The organism is Spirosoma humi (assembly GCF_054776575.1).
In genome coordinates this window covers 1202223-1221828 of the sequence record NZ_BAAHBR010000015.1, presented here as the reverse complement: position 1 = coordinate 1221828, position 19606 = coordinate 1202223, and the positions used below count along the sequence as shown (strand labels likewise).

Genomic DNA, 19606 nt, shown 5'->3' with positions numbered 1-19606 from the left:
TGCCCTTTTTATCAGAGCATTCACTAATCGACTTTGTATCATGAAACCTATTAATACACTTTTACTGGCCGGGTTGGTCAGCGTGTTTTCTGCCTGCAACGTACTCGATCAGTTGCCACAGGCCGAAGTAGCCGAATCCATTGCCGTGACAAACAAGAAGGGCGCCAATGCAGCTTTGGCAGGCTTGTATAACCAGCTTCAGGACGGCAACTATTATGGCCGTAATTTTCAACTGATGAGCGACGTGGCATCCGACATTTCGCAGAGTGTGGGTACCTGGGATTTTTACCGGGAGATGGATACCTACGTAACAGCACCCGCCAATCGGGAGAACGCAGCCCTGTGGACACGCGGCTATCGGGCCATCAACATCGCCAATACGCTGATCGCCAATGTGCCAAACCTGGCAGACCTGACCGCTGCCGAAAAGAATGTATTACTGGGCCAGGCGTATTTCCTGAGAGGACTGGTTTATTTTGACCTGACTCGCGTGTATGCCGGTGTGCCCGATGTAGTGGGCACGTTGGGAATTCCCATTGTGCTGACGCCTTCCAAAACGGTCGATGAAACCTTGTATCCAAGTCGTCCTACCTTAAAAGCCTCCTACGACCAGATAGAAAGCGATCTTGTAAAATCGCTTGAATTATTACCAGAGTCTTACCCGTCGGATATCACCACACGGGCACAGGCGGTTAAAGGCACGGCCAAAGCCTTGCTCTCGCGGCTTTATTTATACCTTAAACAACCTGCCAAGGTTTTGCAATACGCGAATGACGTGATTGCTGACCCGAAATACGTATTGCAAACGTCCTATGAAAGTATCTTCTCCGGAAAATTCACGGCGGAGTCCATCTTCGAACTGAACTTTGGTAGTACTGACCAGAGTGGTATGCGGAACTGGTATTTTCCATCAAGTCTGGGCGGCCGGGGCGACATTGCTATTCACGAGAGCTTTTATCAGGAGTTGATCGCCAATCCAAAGGACGTTCGGGGAAAAATGATAGCCCGAGATAATACCGTGAACGTCTATTATTCGACCAAGTACCAGAAACCGGGTAATATCGACAATGCCCATATCATTCGGATTGCGGAAATTTACCTGAACCGGGCCGAAGCGCGTGCCCAGTCGGGCGACTTGTCGGGGGCATTAGCCGATTTAAATAAAATCAGAAACCGGGCGGGTGTAGAAAGTCTGACGGTTACGGGCCTACAGCCAACCTTGGAGGCCATCTGGCAGGAGCGTAAACTGGAACTGGCGTTTGAAGGTCACCGCTTCTTTGACCTCGTTCGCACGAACCAAGCCTTGACGAAACTGGTGCAGGTAAGCCGGAAAAACGGGCCACCCGTTACGTTGAGCAATGCGGGTCGGCAAATCTTCCCAATTCCCCTGGCCGACATCGACTCGAACAAGAAATTGGTTCAGAACGATGGGTACAAATAAGGGGGCTATTTTGCCCAACTACTGCGTGTAAACACTCAATTAAAATGCCTTCGGACAGAAAATGCCTCCTGGCGTTGGCTGTTCGAAGGTATATGGTTTACCTGTTTGAAAATCCTGCTTGTTATACTGCTATTGTTCTCGCTTGGCGTTCCTTTCTGGGGGACGTATACGATCCTGCAATCCCAAAAAAAAGAGGTTAAAGAGGAGGTTGCCGAGCAGATTCGCAAAGGCATAGATGCAAATGAAATCGTGCTGCTGAAATTTTCTATTTCAGACAGCAAGAAGCAGCTGCACTGGGAACATGATTGGGAATTTGAGTACAAAGGTCAGATGTATGATCTGATCGAAACGACTGTAAATGGCGATAGCATCCGGTATAAATGCCTGTGGGATAAGGAAGAAACCCGCTTGAATAGGCAACTCGAAACGTTAATGACATGGGTGGTGGGTTCCACTGCGGAGGCAGGTGACTCGGATGAACAGTTCATTTTCTTAAAACCGCTCTATTATCAGGAACTCACCCATTGGCAGGCAAGACCGTCTTGCGTGTATGTTGCCCGCGCTAGATACTATTTTACCAAGCTTGCGCTAATACGTATCGCGCTGTCCCCACCCCTTCTCCCGCCGGAATCATAGTGTCACGTACTGGATTTTCACTGGCTAGCGTCTGAAAATGAAGCTAGCTAAGAATCTATTTATCTGCATGCTTTGACACTAATTCAGGAGAAATGAAAAAAATTATAATTCTCGGCTTACTGCTGGGTACTTGCCTCACAAGCTACGCCCAGGAGATAACCGTGAAAGATCAGCAGGATTACAGACCGCTCGAACGGGCAACGCTTTCGAGCGAAAACCCGAAAGCATCAGCCATGACAGATGCCAACGGGAAAGTGACTATTTCGGCATTTAAAGGCGCTACCCAAATTCAGGTTCGGACGGTTGGTTACGAAACACAAATCCTGACCTACGACGAGTTGGTCAAAACAAATGGGACTATTTACGTAAAACCAGCTCACATTTCGCTGGATCAGGTGGTTGTAACGGCCAACCGCTGGAATCAGTCAAGACGCGATATTCCCGCCAAAATCACCACGATTTCGGCAAAAGATGTAGCCTTCCAGAATCCGCAAACAGCGGCTGATTTGTTGGGTATGTCGGGTGAGGTGTTTATCCAGAAAAGTCAGCAGGGAGGGGGCAGTCCTATGATTCGCGGCTTTTCGACCAATCGGCTGTTGATCACCGTCGATGGGGTTCGCATGAACACGGCTATTTTTCGAAGTGGAAACCTGCAAAATGTGATCTCGCTCGACCCGTTCGCGATCAGCAATACCGAAGTACTGTTTGGTCCGGGATCGGTTATGTACGGGAGCGATGCCATTGCGGGTGTGATGAGCTTCTATACGCTGACGCCCAAACTGTCCACAAGTGCCAAGACCTTTGTATCGGGTTCGGCCGTGGGTCGTTATTCATCGGCTAATGGTGAACTCACGGGTCATGTTGATGTGAATGTCGGCTGGCAAAAGTGGGCTATCGCTACCAGTATATCGCACAACAATTTTGGCGATTTGCGCATGGGTACGAACGGTCCGGATGAATACCTCCGCAAGGAATATGTGGAACGAATCGACGGGAAAGATGTGGTCATCAGGAATGCCGATCCCCAGATACAACGTCCAAGTGGGTATTCACAGCTTAATCTGACCCAGAAAGTACGGGTCAAGCCAAACGAAAAATGGACCTTCGATTATGGATTTCATTACTCGAACACGTCCGATTATGCACGTTATGACCGGTTGCTACGCTACCGGCGTAATTTACCCCGAAGTGCCGAATGGAAGTACGGGCCGCAGGAGTGGATGATGAATAATCTGACGATGACCCACACCAAATCGGCAGGCATCTACGATCAAATGACGATTCGGCTGGCGCATCAATTCTTTGAAGAAAGCCGGATAGACCGGGATTTTAACACCCCTCAGCGCCGAACTACGCTGGAAAAAGTCAATGCATTTTCAGCCAGCGTCGATTTCAACAAGCAGATTGACCAGAAACAGCGCGTATTTTATGGCGTTGACGCAATCTACAACAACGTTGTTTCTACCGCTTCTAATCTGGATATCGTCACCAATGCTACGACACCCGGCGCTCCCCGCTACCCAAAATCGAACTGGGCATCCTATGCCGCTTATCTAACCTATCAGTTGAAAGCCAGCGATCAGTTGACGTTTCAGGCGGGTGCCCGCTATAACCAGTTTGTCCTGCATTCTCAGTTCGAAACTACGTTTTATCCGTTCCCATTCACCTCCGCGAAACTCAATAATGGAGCACTCACCGGTAGCGCCGGACTTGTTTACAGTCCTTCGGAATCCTGGATGCTGAGTGCCAATTTGTCGACAGGTTTCCGGTCGCCCAATGTGGATGATATCGGTAAAGTGTTCGATTCGGCGCCGGGTTCGGTCGTGATTCCAAACCCATCGCTCAAGGCCGAGTATGCCTATAACGCCGAAATCGGCATTGCCAAAACGATTGGCCATTCAGTTAAAGTGGATGTAACGGGTTATTATACCTTGCTGGATAATGCGCTGGTACGTCGCAATTTTACGTTGAATGGCCGAGACAGTATTGTGTATAATGGCGAACTCAGTCAGGTGCAGGCGATCCAGAATGCAGCCCAGGCCAGGGTATATGGATTACAGGCCGGTCTGGAAATCAACCTACGAAATGGCTTTCGGTTGTCGTCGCAATTTACGTATCAAAAAGGCGACGAGGAACTGGACGATGGTACAACCAGTCCACTCCGGCACGCAGCTCCTTATTTTGGCATTACCCGGTTCAGCTACACCGCGAAACGGCTACGGGCTGAACTATATGGCGTTTATAACGGCGGTGTGACCAACAAAGGATTAGCGCAGGAAGAACAGAGCAAGGATTACATGTATGCCATTGATGCCGACGGGAAACCGTATTCGCCAAGTTGGTATACCCTCAACGTAAAAGCTCAGTACCAACTGTTGAATTACCTGTCACTCAATGCAGGGCTTGAAAATCTGACCGATCAACGGTATCGACCCTACAGCTCAGGGCTTGTGGCTCCGGGTCGAAACTTGATTGTTTCAGTACGAGCAACATTTTAGCGACGTTTCAGTGTCCATAAATCGGCGGGTTTTAGTCCGTCGATTTATGGACATTAGTCTTCTTCTCTGGCTACGCTAGCCATTTTTGCTAGCGATTTATCTGGGCCGTCTGACAAATAGAAACCGTTAACCACAGCAAAGCACCACTTCAGCAGTTTGTTGGGTTCATCAATAACCTTATATTGAACAAATGATAGTGCCCGCACTATTTCTGATTTTCGGGCGATACACCCTGTTTATGGCCCGATAGGTGCGGCATTCCTGACATTTCTTGAATGTCTTAGCTCGGAGATTTTCAAGCTGCCGCCAAGATATTGACAGGAGCGTTTACGGGGGTATTCGAGTGCCTTATTGGTACCGTTTTTAATGGGTTTGTGAGGGTAATTACTTCCCAATGCAGAACTTGCTGAATATTGAGTCGAGTAAATCGTCCGTTGTTATTTCTCCCGTCAGTTCGCCCAAATGTTGTAGGGCAACCCGCAAATCCATGGCTAACCAGTCCGGGGTAACGCCGGAATCCAGTCCGGCAATGGCACGAGCGAGGGCATCATCCGTGCCGGTGAGGTGATTGTAGTGACGGGCGTTTGTTACAACGGCGCTGCCCGTTTGTACGGCGGAATCCGTACGGACGCGGGCCGAAAGTGCCGCTTTCAATTCGTCGAGGTGCGTTTGTTTAGCCGCTGAGATCCAGATGACCCGCTCGTTGGCAAGGGTAGGGGCTAAGGCTTCGTGTTTGGCTTCCGTCATCAAATCGACCTTATTGCCGACCAGCAGGTAGGGTTTTCCTGATTGATGTATCTCACGGATGACTTCATGCAGGTTAGCCGCGTCAATGGCGGGTCCATCGAACAAATAAACGACAAGGGATGCGTCACGCATTTTCTGCTGTGTACGTTCAATGCCGATGGCTTCGATCTGGTCAGTGGCTTGGCGTAACCCAGCCGTATCGATCAGGCGGAAGCGAATCCCATCCAGAAAGAGTTCGTCCTCAATGACATCGCGGGTAGTACCGGGAATGTCGGAAACAATCGCCTTCTCTTCATTCAAGAGTGCGTTGAGCAGGGTGGATTTTCCCGCATTAGGTTTGCCGATGATGACCGTTGGAACACCATTTTTGATCGCGTTGCCGGTTGAAAAGGAGTCGATCAGGGGGTGGAGTACACGGCGTATGTCGAGCATCAGTTGGCGAAGCTTGTCCCGGTGGGCGAATTCAACATCTTCTTCGCCAAAATCCAGCTCCAGTTCCACTAAGGCCACAAAGTCAATAAGTTGCTGCCGCAAATCTTTCAACTGCCGGGAAAAACCACCGCGTAGTTGATTCAGGGCGGCCCGGTGACTGGCATCTGAATCCGACGCAATCAGGTCGGCCACGGCTTCGGCCTGAACAAGGTCGAACTGGCCGTTCAGAAACGCCCGTTGGGTGAACTCACCTGGCCGCGCCAGCCGAACGCCTTCCTGCATAAGCCGATGCAGAATCTGCTGGATAATAAACTCCGACCCATGACAGGAAATTTCAACAACGTCTTCTTTCGTAAATGACTTTGGCCCCCGAAAAATTGTTACCAATACTTCGTCGATGATGCCACCGGTTTGGGTGCGAATCGTGCCGAAATGAGCTGTGTGACTGGCCTGCTGTGTGAGGTCTTTTCCCTTGAACAGGCGATTGGTTAACTCGATGGCTCCTTCGCCCGACACGCGCAAAACGGCAATGGCACCGATACCGGGCGCAGTAGCGAGCGCAGCGATGGGTTCTAACTGATACAAGTTTCGTTGTGGTTTGTGGCTTGTCGTTGGCTGGCTCCTGAATAATCACTAACCACAATCGACAAACTATTTAAATGTATTCGGAAAAATGGGCAGGCGGTTTATGAGTCCGGCCAGCCGCTTTTCGACGGGTGTATTGGGTATCCCGAGCCAATCGGCATACTGGTCGCCCAGAAAGAAACGCATTTCACCGGCTGCCAGGTTCCGGATTGTTTCTGAGCCCGTTGAGGTCGACTTCCGGGCGCCTGGCTGGCTAGCTACTGCTGGCGACGATTGAGCCGCTCCGATACCAGTTGCTACGGCGTTCAACAACGAGCGGGTCAGGCCCACACCTGCTTCAGAAGGCGCAAACTGCCGCCGGGCAATCGCGTTGCCCAGGTTGTAGGCTTCCCGCAGGTTTTGAGGCATCAGCTCTTCCGCTACGCCATTGATATAGCCCACTACATTGATGTGATGCAGGTAATCTTCTTCTTCCTGCTCGGTCATGGAGACGTTTAGCTTGCGCAGACCTAACAGAACGATATACGAAAACGCCAGATTGGTTCCGGCCATATCTTCCTGATTGACCGGGTAGCCCCAGGCCATGTCCCAGCGTTTGGAGTGCAGGGAAAACCACCGGGCCCCGGCATGAATCAACCGGATTTTCTGGGTTCGGCTAATTGCCTTTCGAGATACCCATTCTTTCGGGTCGTTGACCGCCGAGACCCATTCGCCGGTTTCCTGCAATCGGCGTGTGGTGTCGTTCTTAATTCGTTCGGTCAGCCACAGCACCTGCGCTCCGTTGGCACCAAGATAGGAGAAGGGGAGGGAGAAGAAGCCCAGAGTCAACCCAATTTGTTGGGCGTGTTTCTTAAAAAAGGCCATACCCCGCTTCATCCGGTCAGCATCCGCCCAGTCAGGCATAGAGGCATAATCCGAAAAGAAAGCCTGTACTGCCGGATGCTGCGCTGTCAACGAAAAGTCGGTTGTATCGGCCAGCCACTGCATCAAGGTTCGTAGGCCGACCATCGTTTCGGCATCCACAACGGCAGCAATGACCGCATCGGCAGGTGGATCGCCCTGCTGGCGGTAATGATCCAATAGCGTGTCCGTAAAAGGGCGGGAAGGCTTTATGAGCGTCGGCATCGTATGACTGTAGTCTACACGGGTAACGATGCGTGGACGGAATTGGTTTTGGCAGATTGCCCCAGACTAGATCGTAAGTTGCAGCCCGTCGTAGCCCAGCCGGATGTTGGGGGGCAGTTCCTGTTCCACTTCCCGATGCAGGCCTAACTTATGGCTGATGTGGACGAAATAAGTTCGGTCGGCACCAATGCGGTTGGCGAGCGCAATGGCTTCATCCAGCGTGAAGTGGGAAATGTGCGGCTGACGCTGAAGCGCATCAAGCACCAGGACTTTAGTGCCGTGAACTTTCGTCAATTCCTCGTCGGAAATGTAATTCAGATCGGTGAGGTACGTGAAATCGCCCACCCGGTAGCCATAAACAGGGAGTTTATGGTGCATCACTTCGATGGGAGTGAACCGAACTCCCAGTACATCGAATGACTCATTACGCAGATTATGAAGCTGAACGCTGGGCGTACCGGGGTATTTTTTTTCGGCGAAGACATAGGCGAATTCGCGTTGGAGCTGCGCCAGAACGCTGGGCCGGCCATAAACGGGAATATCTTTTCCAGACCGGAAATTGTAGGCTCTGACTTCATCCAGACCTGCCGTATGGTCTTTATGCTCGTGCGTGAACAGAACCGCGTCGAGCTGCATCAGGTTAAGTCGCAGGACTTGCTGGCGGAAATCAGGCCCCGTATCAATGACGAAACTACGACCGTCTATCGCCAGGTGAACGGACGTGCGGAGTCGTTTGTCCCGAAAGTCAACCGAACGGCATACCTCGCAAGTACAGCCAATAAGCGGCACTCCCGACGATGTTCCCGTACCGAGCAGCGTGATCAGCATAAAGAGTTAATGTTGACTGAGTGAATGATAGAATGAGTGAATAAAAGTAGCTGGATAATATTCACTCATTCTATCATTCACTCAGTCAACATTATTTATCCGTCAATTGATTAACGACTTCAACCAGGCGGTCGAAATTGAGGGGTTTTACCAAAACGTCGTTAAACCCGGCGGTTTTGAATTCTTCTTCCGTGTAATTTTTAGCATTACCGGTGATGGCCACGATGGGCACACTGGCTTTTTCTTTTTCGGGGAGTGCCCTAACCCGCCGAACGCATTCCATACCGTCCATGAGCGGCATGTTGATATCCAGGAGGAGAATGCTGAAATCTTCTTTTTCCAGAATTTGCAGGACTTGTTCTCCGTTTTTTACGGCGGTGATGTCGTAATTCTGAAACTCAAGAATTTTGCGGGCCAGATTCTGGATAACAGAGCTATCTTCGGCAATCAGGACGCGTTTGGAAGCTGACATAGGGCTTAAGAGATCGTGATTCGTTATACTGTGGTGAAATTATAGAGTTAAATCGGCAAACGCAAAAAGGGTTTGGATTCCGCTGGTACCAAACTCATTTTTTTGGTCGATAGACGCACGGTATGTGCATTGACTGCCAGTAGTGTACCAAATGGCGGGTTGCTCTTCGCCGAAGTCATAGAATTTTTTCCATGACCATAAACTCCAGAGGCTGTTTTTTGATGCCAAACTTTGGATCGTCGGGGAAAGGCTGTCTGCTGCCGGTTGGCTGATAACCGCGTCGTTCATACCAGGCAATCAACTCGTGTCGTACCGTGATGACGGTCATTGTAACCGCGCGGCATTTCCTGTCGATCGCCAGTTGTTCAGCCGCGTTTAGTAATTGTTTGCCAATGCCCTGGGCCTGCGCATCGGGCGAAACGGTCAGCATGCCCAAATAGAGGTCGTTCCCTTTTATTTCCAGATAAACACAGCCTAGCAGCGTGCCCATGTCTTCGTATTTTAAGATCTGGGCGTTTGGGGTCTGAAACACCTCCCGCAAGGACTCTTCACTGGTTCGGGTACCGCCCAGCAGGTCCGCTTCGGTAGTCCATCCCTTACGCGAGCTATCGCCCCGGTAAGCACTGTTCACTAAACTGACCAGAGCAGGTATGTCCTGTTCCGTAGCGGTCGATATGGGATCTTGTTGGGTTGCGGTCACGGTTAGAAAAGTAAAGTACAAGGAATGGCCCTGGCAAAAGCCACATTAGTGATACAACGAGTATGACAAACCGTTTGGCCAACCCCTATCGACGAAAAACTATTGTGTTTACCAGGGGTTGAACGGAAAGGTAAGGGCAACATAGGGTAAACCAACTCGGTACCGACTCGCCATCCAACGAATAGACCATGCAAAGTGCGTAAGCTATTTAGGCACCTCCTGAAAGTCAAGTTGCTGAATCAGGGCGGGGTTTTCGGGCGTTAAGGTAAAAAAGACGTCGATGTTGGCTTTGTCGCCTTCCAGTAGGAAATGGCCCCGTAGCTGATTTTCGGGAATCAGGTCACCAATACGTTTGATGGCTCCCGCTTTCGTGTATAAGTCCTGCACCACCTTCCGGCGCAGGGCTACCGATTCGTCGGGGAAGAAATTCTCCGCAAAAATGCCACTTTGTTCGGCGTTTGTCCAGTTGGGCAATAGCTTAAGCAGCTCGGCTTTTCGCTGGGCCAGGATGCTGGATACGGGGAGTTGACGGGGTTGAAGTTTGCCGATGGCCACCAGCGTATCGAGCACCGCCGAGTTGACGGGGCCAAAGCCCGCGTAGGTCAGGTTGCCGTAAACGATGACGCCAATACCATAGTCGGGCAGAATACGCCACTGGCTGCCGAAGCCGGGCAAGCCCCCGCTATGGCCCACGTCGACCTGCCCTATGCAGTTCTTGTTCCAGCGTAGGCCGTAGCCATAGCCACTCGTGACCGGGCACAGTTGCCCGGCTGAATTTTTAGCCTGGGCGGAAAGGCCGGCAAACGTCCAGGGCTGCTGCATCTCACGAATAGAGCTGCGTTTGATCGGGCCGTTGTCAATGTCATTGCGTGGCGGCCAGGCAGCCTCATGCACGGCTACATACTTACTAAAGTCTTCGATAGATGTAATCAATCCGCCCATAGCACCATGAGAACCGTCGTGGAGCAGGGGTTCGGCGAGCCATTTTTCGGTTCCTGAACCATCGTCCTGCCAGCGATACCCCAGGGCCAGTTTGTCGGCGGGGACATTGGCGTATTCCCATTGGGTATCGTTCATCCCCAGCGGTTTCAGGATGTTTCCGGTGATGTATTGCTGGTAAGGCTTTCCCGACACAACGGTAATAATCCGGCCCAGCATGGCAAAAGCAAGGTTGCTGTATTCGTAGGCGAAACCCGGTACGTTGGCGTTCGAGAGGCCGCCTTTGATGAGCTTTGTCAGATCCTCGTCGGAGTCGGCGAGCTGGCGGTCGCCCCAGGGATTATCCTCGGGAAAACCGGCCGAGTGCGTCATCAGGTTGCGAACCGTAATGAGGGGGGCGTCGGCGGTGAGGTATTTATGCGACTTAAGCTCAGGAATGTACCGTTCTGCAGGATCGTCGAGCCGGAGTTTGCCTTCATCACGGAGTTTAAGAATTGCCATCGTCGTCAGGCTCTTCGTCATCGAGGCAATCCGAAACATCGATTTGGGCGTAGCTGGTGTTTTGGCCGCTACGTTTGTGTAGCCGAAACCACCCGAATAAACGAGCTTGCCATCGACCACAATACCAAAGGCCAGACCAGGTATGTGCCGTTTTTCAGCGAAATCTTTGTACAGCTTTTCAACAGTGGGGAAGGCCGCTTCCAGCTTTTTTACTCGGTCAGGGTCCGTAAAAACCGGTGGTTGGTAGGCAGTCACATGGGCGGTCGTGCGGGCTGGATTAGGTTGCTGGGCTAGTGCCGATGAAGCCAGAAGGAACAGAACAGGAAAAATTGGTTTCATTGAATAAGTGACGTGAGGAACAGGTTTACGTGTGCTAACATACTGAATAATGCGAAAAGCCACACCAGGAGCGTGACTTTTCGCAGGAAGAGACTTTTGAAATTGGCCCAAATGGGCTTTACTTGCCCTTGCTTTCGGGTTTCTTTTCCAGGTCGGCCCGCTGATCGTCGCGGAGGGTTGGGTATTTGATGCCGAGTTGTTCCAGGTAAGTTTTATACTTGGTTGGGTCGTAATAGAACTTCTCAAGTTTTGGCTTGAACTCGGTCATTATCTTCTGATTCAGGTAGATGGCCGGGATTTCTTTTGCCGAGATCAGGGGCGTATATTTAGTGTCTTTGGTTTGTTCATCGGTGTAATAGGCTTTAGCCTGCTGAAGAACTTCGGGTTTCAGCAGCATATCCAGCAATGTCATGGCCTCTACTTTCGCACCGGCCACGATGCCTTTGTGGGCGATAGGTGTTGCCATTGAGATCGCATCGGACCAGTGATGCCCCGGCAAGCCCGGAATATTCGATGGATACAAAAGCACGACCGTTGGCACGGCCCACGAAATATCCGAAATATCATCCGAACCACCCGTAAGCGGAACCATCGACTGGCCCCCCATCATCACCGTTGGCGCTGTAGGAACCGGCGTGCCAATGGTATCCAACTTGATAGCTAATCCATCCCGTTTGGGCGATTGTAATTCTTTCTGGGTGGCCCTGGCCAGTAATTGATCATCCGGAGACCAGCTTGGCAGACCGATTCGTTTGATGTTATCATACATTGCCGAGGCTATTGGTTTGTTAAAGTGTCCTGGCCAGGCCGACCCCAGAATCTCGTAGGTGAACTTTGTGTCGGTCATCAGCGCAGCGCCTTCCGCTACCTTGATGCCTTTCTCGAACAGGGCTTTGATTTTGGGATAAGATCGCTCCCGAAAATAATACCAGACAGATGCTTTGGAGGGGACAACGTTAGGCTGATCGCCACCGTCAGACACGACATAATGCGAGCGTTGGGTCAACTCCAGGTGTTCGCGCCGGAAGTTCCAGCCGATGTTCATTAGTTCAACGGCATCCAGCGCACTTCGCCCGCGCCAGGGAGCCGCAGCTGCATGAGCTGCCTGCCCTTCAAATGAAAACTTGACCGAGATCATGCCGTTGTAGCCTGCATCGCCATAATTAACGCTGAGATTATCGGCAACATGGGTGAAAATACAGGCATCTACATCCTTGAAATATCCATCGCGGACGTAGAATGCTTTGGCCCCGAGTAACTCCTCGGCCACACCGGGCCATAGCATCAGCGTACCCGATAATTTATTTTTCTCCATCAGTTGCTTCACGCTCAGGGCCGCTACGATGTTGAGTGCCTGCCCTGAGTTGTGCCCTTCGCCATGGCCGGGTGCTCCTTCCACAATCGCGTCTTTATAGGCCACGCCGGGTTTCTGACTGGCTTTTGGGATGCAGTCAACATCGGAACCAATGGCAATAACGGGTTTGCCCGAACCCCAGGTCGCAATCCAGGCGGTAGGCATCCCGGCAATACCTTTCTGAATAGTAAAGCCTTCTTTTTCGAGGAGTTTGGTTAAGTAATTAAAGGATTCGACCTCCTGAAAACCGAGTTCAGAAAAGCTGAACAGCATGTCATTAATTTGCTGTGCCTGATCTTTACGCTGATCGATTGCTATAATTGCTTCCTGCTTCAGCTTCTCTAACTTGTCACTCGACCGACTATCAGCCTTTTTGGGTTTAGTCCCCTGCGCGAACAGTATTGACGGAACGGTAAACAAAAAGAACAGTGCTCTAGAGGTGTATTTCATAGAGAAGCTAAAATTTTATTTTGATAAATAGATTATTAATTCATAAATGTATTGATTTTATATTAAAGTGAGAAATAAACTATAGACTTCGGAAATTTTCTGTTAACAAAAGAAGCGGATTATATGGATAGAACTCCACATAATCCGCTCGACTAGAAGCAGTCTGCTCCTGTTATTCAGACAGAATTACTTTTCGGGTAATGCGCTGATTACCCTGAACGAGTGTGAGCACATAATAGCCGCGGCTAAGCGCACCGACGGGTAATTTTAGCAGGTTCTCGCCCACTACTACCTGATGCCTGGTTTCAATCACGGGCAGTGCCGATACCGTTACCAGTTGCAGACTTACTTCGCCTTCGCTCTCGGCTATGTACCGGATACTGACTTCGTCGCGGGCAGGTATCGGGAAGATGCGTACCGGCGAAAACTCGTTTGTTTCCTGGCTGGCCAGCCGGCCACCGCTGGTGGGGGTTAACCGGGCGCCTGCCCAGTCGGCATGGTCGCAGGTTACGTTGTCGCCCCCGTTTGTAACGACCAGCTTCAACGTCTGTTTGCCCGCTACGTTCAGGTCAACCGACTTGGTTGTCGAAGCAGGTGTCATGATGCCGCTGCTATAAACCAGGGTATTGTCGACATAGATCTGGAAGTTTACCGTTCCGCAGCCCGCGTCGGTCATCTCGTCGTCTATGCCCATATCCGTCAGAAAATGAGTGTACTGACCATTCAGGTTATAGGTGATTTCGGAGGAGGCATGTACGCCCAGTCCTTTCGGGTAGGTTACACCATTGAGCGTAATCGTTCGGCCATCGCCCGCGCCTGATTCGCCGTTGCTGCGGTCTTTCTCCGCCGGTCCGTGCCCGTTTGAGGCAGTCACCCAATTGAGGTCCGACAGGTAAACGCCCGTTCCTGCCGATGGCGTTGTTGGCGTCGTCGTGCTTGCCGTGGCCGGATATAAGTAGTTTTGAGGAACCGCCTGCTGCCCCTGGCCAGGGTAAGCCCACAGCAGTTTGGCAACGGCACCTGAACCACCGTCGTAATACTCCATCTGAATCGTGTAGCGTTGCCCTGCCGTGAGGGTTATTCCACTTCCATCGTTGTTGGTTGGCGCGTGCACTGTCCAGTTATTGACAAGCATCGTGCCGTTCACCCACAGCCGAACGCCATCGTCCGATGTTGTCGTAAATACGTAGTTGCCCGTAACCGGAGCCTGCACCTGGCCGGTCCAGCGAACGGAAAAATTATCTGCATTGATGCCGGATGCCGGTGAGCCCGTTCCCCAGTCGAAGTTAATGGTTGCATCCGTGCGGGAGAGTACGGCAGGTGCATTGAGGGTTGCATTATTGTAGTATTCGCCCAGCAGCCCGCTGCCATTTCCGGCGGTGGGTGTCGTTGGGGTGGTCGTCGTCGAGGGGACCCGGTAAAATGCGGCCGTTGGAATAGTTTGTTTACTGATGCCGGGTCCTTCGTAGCTAACGACAAAATTCTGGCCGCCACCACCCTGAATGAATGGCAACGTTAGGGCGTGCTTTCCGGCTTTCAACCCGATGGTGCCCGATTTCTCCGTGGATCCATGCAGACCGTCATTGTTGACCACTTCGGTTGTGCCGATCAGGAGTTTACTGCCATCGTCGGACGTGGTGTAGAACGTGTAGGTTCCGTCGGTGGGTACGCTGATGTAGCCTTTGTAGCGGATACCGAACTGCTCGTCCCGGTTGCGAACGGATAAATCGACCGTGGAAATGGTTCCTGTCTTTGTCGGATTGATCGAGTTGAAATCAGGAATGGTATTCCAGGAACCTTCATAGTACTGGTAATCAAGACCTGTAACGGCATTGCCCGGATTTTCAGGGTCGCGCAGGGAAACGGTAGGAGGGGGCGTGGGCGTTGCATTGACTTCTTTCATCAGCACCGCCGATGTATAGGCCTGCAGGGTTATCTGGTTGGTATACTGGGTGTTTTTGGCATCCCGGTAAGAGCCGCTCAGCGATGTTGTCTGGGGCTGACCCGTTGCATTGTATACCAGTTTAATGTAGTCGTCTGGATTAAGGCTTGAGAGCGTTGCTTCTTTCAGCCGGATATTATCGACCCAGGCGGTTTGCCCGTCGCCGGTTACCTGAAACACCAGAATGGCGTTTGATTCATCGGCTGTAGCCGTAAAAACGGCTTCGTACTGCTGCCGGCTCGTCCCCATCAACTGAACGCTGCGGGGGGCCAGATCGCTGTAGCTGCCGGACAACTGGCGGGGGTACAGTTCAATCCGCTTGTTGCTTCCGGTCGCTATCCCATCGAACAGCAACTGATATGATTTACCGCGCGAAACGGCTCCGATATTCACCGTAGCGAGCAGGTAAGAATTGGCCTGATTGTTGGAAAATGACAATTGAAGTGACCCGCCATCGAGCCGGTTGGCGTTGTTCCAGTCGGCCCGGCCGTTGCCATTTGGCGACCATACACTCCAGCCTTCGGTGTTGCTGTTGAATGAATTCGTGAGCAGGCTGGCCCCCGTCTGGCTGACAACCTGGCTCTTGTACGTGACAGGGCTGTTAAACGAGTGCGCATCTTTATTATACATCGCCTGCCAGGCCGTCAGTGTATTATCTGAACCCGTTATGCCTGATCCTGGGTTGTAAACCGTGCGGATTTTGAACAGATCTTCGAAGGGGCGTATGTAATAGTTATAGTCGAACTGACCGTAACTCGCCAGGTCATTGGCGTTCGACTCGTAAGACGCTACGACCTGATTGGGTAATTTGCTGAATAATATATTGTTCTGAACTACATTGTTTCGCAAGGCGCAGGCACCGTTGTAGGCAAGCTTGAGTTGTTCCTCTGTGTTGTTAAAACTGGTGTTCCCGTTTACGGTTATACTGGACACGCCCCGCAGGAAAATGCCCATTCCCCGCGACCCGAACGACGTGTTACTGGCAACTTCGACATTCTGAGAGCAGTCGTCCAGGAAAATTCCGTTCGCACCCGAATAGGCACCACCCGGCGTTCCTTCCGGTGCACCAATGCCGCTGTAGACAATGTTCGACACGATATGCAGATCGCCTACATTGCTGCGCGCGCCATTCCAGGAGTAAATGCCGCCCCCGTCGCTTTTGGTCAGGCAGAAATTGGACACCTGGTTGTACCGGACCGTTGCATTCGTAACTACGGCAATGCCGTTGTACCCTACGTTATCGACGACGTTATTTTCGATCAGGGTATTGGCCGTACAGAGGGCTTGTACGGCCGAATAGGTACCATCGCCACTTTTCCCCCGGCCTGGTGTCAGACCGATACGCCGGAGGGTATTTCCCCGAAATGTGAAATTCTGATAGGGTCCAATGTACAGTCCACTGCTGTTGGCATCTTCGAACAGGTTGTTTTCCGCCACTACATTGTTGCCCGAGCCGATGATGGTAATTCCGTCTTCGCCCGAGTTCGTAATGTCATTGCCCGAAAAGACAAAATTTGACCCGCCATTCACGGCCAGTCCCGTACTCAGCGTTTCCGTAATCTTGACATTCCGAACCGTAATGGACGATACATTTGTCAGGTTTATTCCCTCATTGAACGCCGTGGCTGTGATGAGCTGGTTATTGGGGTTGTTCTGATTGTCGAACAAACGAATCTTTTTGCTGGCAGGGTCATAATACCACTCGCCAACCTGATCCAGCGTAGCCGGGTGATTCTGAATGAAAAAGCCCCAGCCATCGGCCAGGTTGTAACTGCTGGAATTGTTCAACGAAAGCGTATTTCCGTTCTGCTGGCTGATGGTGGCCCGGTCCAGAATCCACTGAGTGGGTCGCACGACCGCTTCTCCGCCCGTCCAGTTCTGAGATAATCCCTGCTGGCTGGTTAACTGGTTTTTGCCGCTATGCGACTGAATGGTCAGGTAGCCTTTGTTGGCATCGCTCAGGTTTGGGTACCGGCCCAGCGGAAGCACGGAGCCGTTTCGATACAGGCCCGTTACCCGGCTTCCGCACGAAGGGCAATCGGCCTGCCACACGTTATTGCCGATATTGTTCCAGCCGGAAACCGGGACCGACCCGGCAAGAATGGGTTTATTGCCCGAGCCATAGGCATCGACTACGATAGGACTGCCCGAGGTACCGGATTGCCGGATGGCTAATGTCCCCCGAAAGGTATCGCCCCGCCGAAACAGAATGGCGTCGCCCGGCTGAAGAGATAAACTATTGATTTTGGCAATGGTCTGAAACGGAGAGCCATCCGATCGGCCGTTGTTGGCGTCATTTCCTGAATTAGCGACGTAGTAGGTTGTCTGGGCTAGGGCAACTTGCCAACTTGCGCACAAGAGAACCAGCATGTTTGCTCGAAGGGCAAACAGTCGACCTGCCCGGCCGTTCTTCCGGCTAGAAAAGTGAAGCATGTAGGAATAAGAATAGGTATATACCGTAGTTAGGAGGTGTGAATAAACCAGTGCCTGCTTTATTCACAGGGGCAAGTTAATACCAAAAGTTTATTTATTAAGCGGTATGTATAGTGAAACAGTAGAGAATGCAACTTATTCTGGAATAAATCAGATGGACTTAGTTGATACGGGCTTGCATTCTGATTTGTAAGTAGATAGAATCTGTTTTTTATAGACAACGGCTTTTTCTGAACAATTGGATTAGTTCATATGAAGTGATCCGGTTGTTCAGAAAAAACCGTCATGCCACGGGGGGGCTGACCTGCATTTGAGGTATGGCAGGTTTGTTCATTACTAGCGGTTTATACGGGTTTTCTGATTACTCTGCAAGGCTTCGAGGGCGGCTGCCAGATAAACGAGCGGAGCGTTCCAATTGATCGCAATTTCGTTGGAGGCATAGGAGCAATCGGCATCGAGGTATACTTCGTCGGGAATGGTGGTCGTGTAAACCGGACATTTATCCTGCCGGGCCGCATTGGCGTTGGTACCGCCCGAAAGCAGGCCCGGTACGGGAGCTTCGATGCCATCCGCTACGGACGGCCGATGGTGAGGGTGCAGGGTCGATTTATCGCCGAAACCCGTCACGAATGAGTAGCCAACGGCGTTTCGGCCCAGTAAATAATCCAGATTGGCCAGTGCGTAGTAAAGGTACTGATTGCGGTTTGGCGAATCGGTAAGTCGGTAGGCCTGAAGAAGAGCAATGCCCTGATTGGCTGCTTCGGAACTGCTGCCCCAAATGAAATCCTTCGATGATCTACCCATTACCGTCTGAAATGCCTGCCGATCTGCGCCATTGATGAGCGAGTCAGCCAGCGAGATTAGCTGATGCTTTACCTTCGGCAGGTCCTTTTTGCCAAGAGCGGTCAGGCCGTTCCCTGTCCGGGCTAGTGTATAGTAGGCCAGCGTACGAACTTGTGGCCAGGAAGGCAATGGGGTCTTGTTATCAGGAAAGAACTTGACGGCTGTGTAATAGGCATCGTCTTTTGTTGTGGCGTATAGTTCGGCTGCGGCCCAAATCCACTCATCATCGGCGCTGCGATCTTCGTAGGTACCCGTCGATATATCCGGATCAAACGTGTCATTTATCGCCCGCTGGTTGTATAGCTTAGTTGGGTTCGCTTTGGCCCAGCCCCACGCTTTTACGGCCATCGATAAACAGGAATCGGCCAGGCCGGGAAGCTCTTTGTTGTACGGTTTAAGAACCCGGCTTGCCTGAGCCAGAACAGCGGCAAAATCGAGGGTTGCCGTGATGCTTTTGGCAACCACATAACGGTCTTTAGTCGCTTTATCCGGCATAACCATCCCGTCGAAACTCGCGTTGGTCAATTTGTGGTAAACGCCACCGTCGGCGGGGTCCTGCATGGTCAGCATCCAGCGCAGATTCCAGAGCACTTCGTCCAGCACGTCGGGCACGTTGTTGGTGCTTTCGGGAATGTTCGTGTTTAACGTTTTGACATAGTCCGGGAAGTCCTCACACAAGGAGAGCAGCGTTCCCATCGTGATACCGGAATTGACGATGTATTTGTTATAGTCCCCGGCGTCGTACCACCCTTTCGGGGAGGAAATGACCGTTCCGGCCGGACGATTTGCGGAGGCAGCCGAAGGGTGAATAAGTACCCGCGTATCGGGGTGGCCAGCCGGACGTGCCCACTGCCCGGCATAGTTGGCTGGTAAGTCAATGGATGCCCGTTGGTAGTAAAAGCCTTTGATCGCTCCGATGGCCAGGTTTCGGTGAACATCCTGACGAATTTCGAACGGGTAGGAGTGGCCCAGACCGGGAATGATTACCACATACGTACCCGGTTTGGTCACCGCCGAAAATTCAGCCGAGTGGGTCGTTTTTCCGGAAATGGTATTTTTTCGGGCGCTGCCCAGCGTACCGGTAAAGACAACTTTTTTGAGATCGGAGGTCGCTACCTGAAAAGGCCCCTGTGCTTCACCAACCACCACGGCAATTTTGGCACTGTTTGGGTAGAATCCGATCTGATTTAATCGAATGGCCTCGGAAAGTGGTTGAGCCGCCAGGTTTCCGACAGCAAGCAATAGGCCTAACGAAAGGGTAGCAAGTTCCTTGACTGAACAATTCATGATGCGTATCAATGAAGCCCGTAAGGTCTCGAATAAACCTTACGGGCTTGAGGA

At 51.6% G+C, this 19606-nt stretch carries 12 protein-coding genes; 3 read left to right on the top strand and 9 right to left on the bottom strand.

Annotated elements, in window-relative coordinates; translation table 11 throughout:
• The first annotated feature begins 40 nt into the window (after positions 1-40).
• The 3 genes from ACYU8Y_RS21380 to ACYU8Y_RS21370 all read left to right on the top strand — a co-directional run bounded on the left by ACYU8Y_RS21380 (position 41) and on the right by ACYU8Y_RS21370 (position 4575).
• Positions 41-1441 (top strand): RagB/SusD family nutrient uptake outer membrane protein, encoded by a 1401-nt coding sequence (locus ACYU8Y_RS21380; RefSeq protein WP_460940136.1) that lies wholly within the window; start codon positions 41-43, stop codon positions 1439-1441.
• Between the two features lie 105 nt (positions 1442-1546).
• On the top strand, positions 1547-2077 hold the full coding sequence (locus tag ACYU8Y_RS21375; protein ID WP_460940135.1) for a hypothetical protein: 531 nt from the start codon (positions 1547-1549) through the stop codon (positions 2075-2077).
• Positions 2078-2169: 92 nt separating this feature from the next.
• Positions 2170-4575, top strand: coding sequence for a TonB-dependent receptor (locus ACYU8Y_RS21370; protein ID WP_460940133.1), 2406 nt, complete (start codon positions 2170-2172; stop codon positions 4573-4575).
• 384 nt (positions 4576-4959) lie between these two features.
• On the opposite strand, the gene mnmE is transcribed toward ACYU8Y_RS21370, so the two are convergent.
• The 9 genes from mnmE to ACYU8Y_RS21325 all read right to left on the bottom strand — a co-directional run bounded on the left by mnmE (position 4960) and on the right by ACYU8Y_RS21325 (position 19552).
• Positions 4960-6339: a tRNA uridine-5-carboxymethylaminomethyl(34) synthesis GTPase MnmE gene (mnmE, locus tag ACYU8Y_RS21365; protein WP_460940132.1), complete on the bottom strand. Its 1380-nt coding sequence runs from the start codon at positions 6337-6339 to the stop codon at positions 4960-4962.
• A gap of 66 nt (positions 6340-6405) precedes the next feature.
• Positions 6406-7464 carry an oxygenase MpaB family protein gene (locus ACYU8Y_RS21360; protein WP_460940131.1) on the bottom strand — a complete coding sequence of 353 codons (1059 nt, stop codon included), beginning with the start codon at positions 7462-7464 and terminating at the stop codon, positions 6406-6408.
• A gap of 66 nt (positions 7465-7530) precedes the next feature.
• Complete coding sequence (locus tag ACYU8Y_RS21355) at positions 7531-8292, bottom strand: MBL fold metallo-hydrolase (RefSeq protein ID WP_460940129.1); 762 nt, start codon at positions 8290-8292, stop codon at positions 7531-7533.
• Positions 8293-8383: 91 nt separating this feature from the next.
• Positions 8384-8764, bottom strand: a complete 381-nt coding sequence (locus ACYU8Y_RS21350) for a response regulator (protein ID WP_046575488.1) — start codon at positions 8762-8764, stop codon at positions 8384-8386.
• Between the two features lie 175 nt (positions 8765-8939).
• On the bottom strand, positions 8940-9464 hold the full coding sequence (locus tag ACYU8Y_RS21345; RefSeq protein WP_460940128.1) for a GNAT family N-acetyltransferase: 525 nt from the start codon (positions 9462-9464) through the stop codon (positions 8940-8942).
• Between the two features lie 204 nt (positions 9465-9668).
• Positions 9669-11243 carry a serine hydrolase domain-containing protein gene (locus ACYU8Y_RS21340; RefSeq protein WP_460940127.1) on the bottom strand — a complete coding sequence of 525 codons (1575 nt, stop codon included), beginning with the start codon at positions 11241-11243 and terminating at the stop codon, positions 9669-9671.
• Positions 11244-11361: 118 nt separating this feature from the next.
• On the bottom strand, positions 11362-13047 hold the full coding sequence (locus ACYU8Y_RS21335) for an amidohydrolase (protein WP_460940126.1): 1686 nt from the start codon (positions 13045-13047) through the stop codon (positions 11362-11364).
• Positions 13048-13219: 172 nt separating this feature from the next.
• Positions 13220-17422 (bottom strand): NPCBM/NEW2 domain-containing protein, encoded by a 4203-nt coding sequence (locus tag ACYU8Y_RS21330; RefSeq protein WP_460940125.1) that lies wholly within the window; start codon positions 17420-17422, stop codon positions 13220-13222.
• 336 nt (positions 17423-17758) lie between these two features.
• The gene (locus ACYU8Y_RS21325) at positions 17759-19552 is read right to left on the bottom strand and encodes a glycoside hydrolase family 9 protein (RefSeq protein ID WP_460940124.1); all 1794 of its coding nucleotides are present in this window, start codon (positions 19550-19552) and stop codon (positions 17759-17761) included.
• Between the last annotated feature and the right edge of the window lie 54 nt (positions 19553-19606).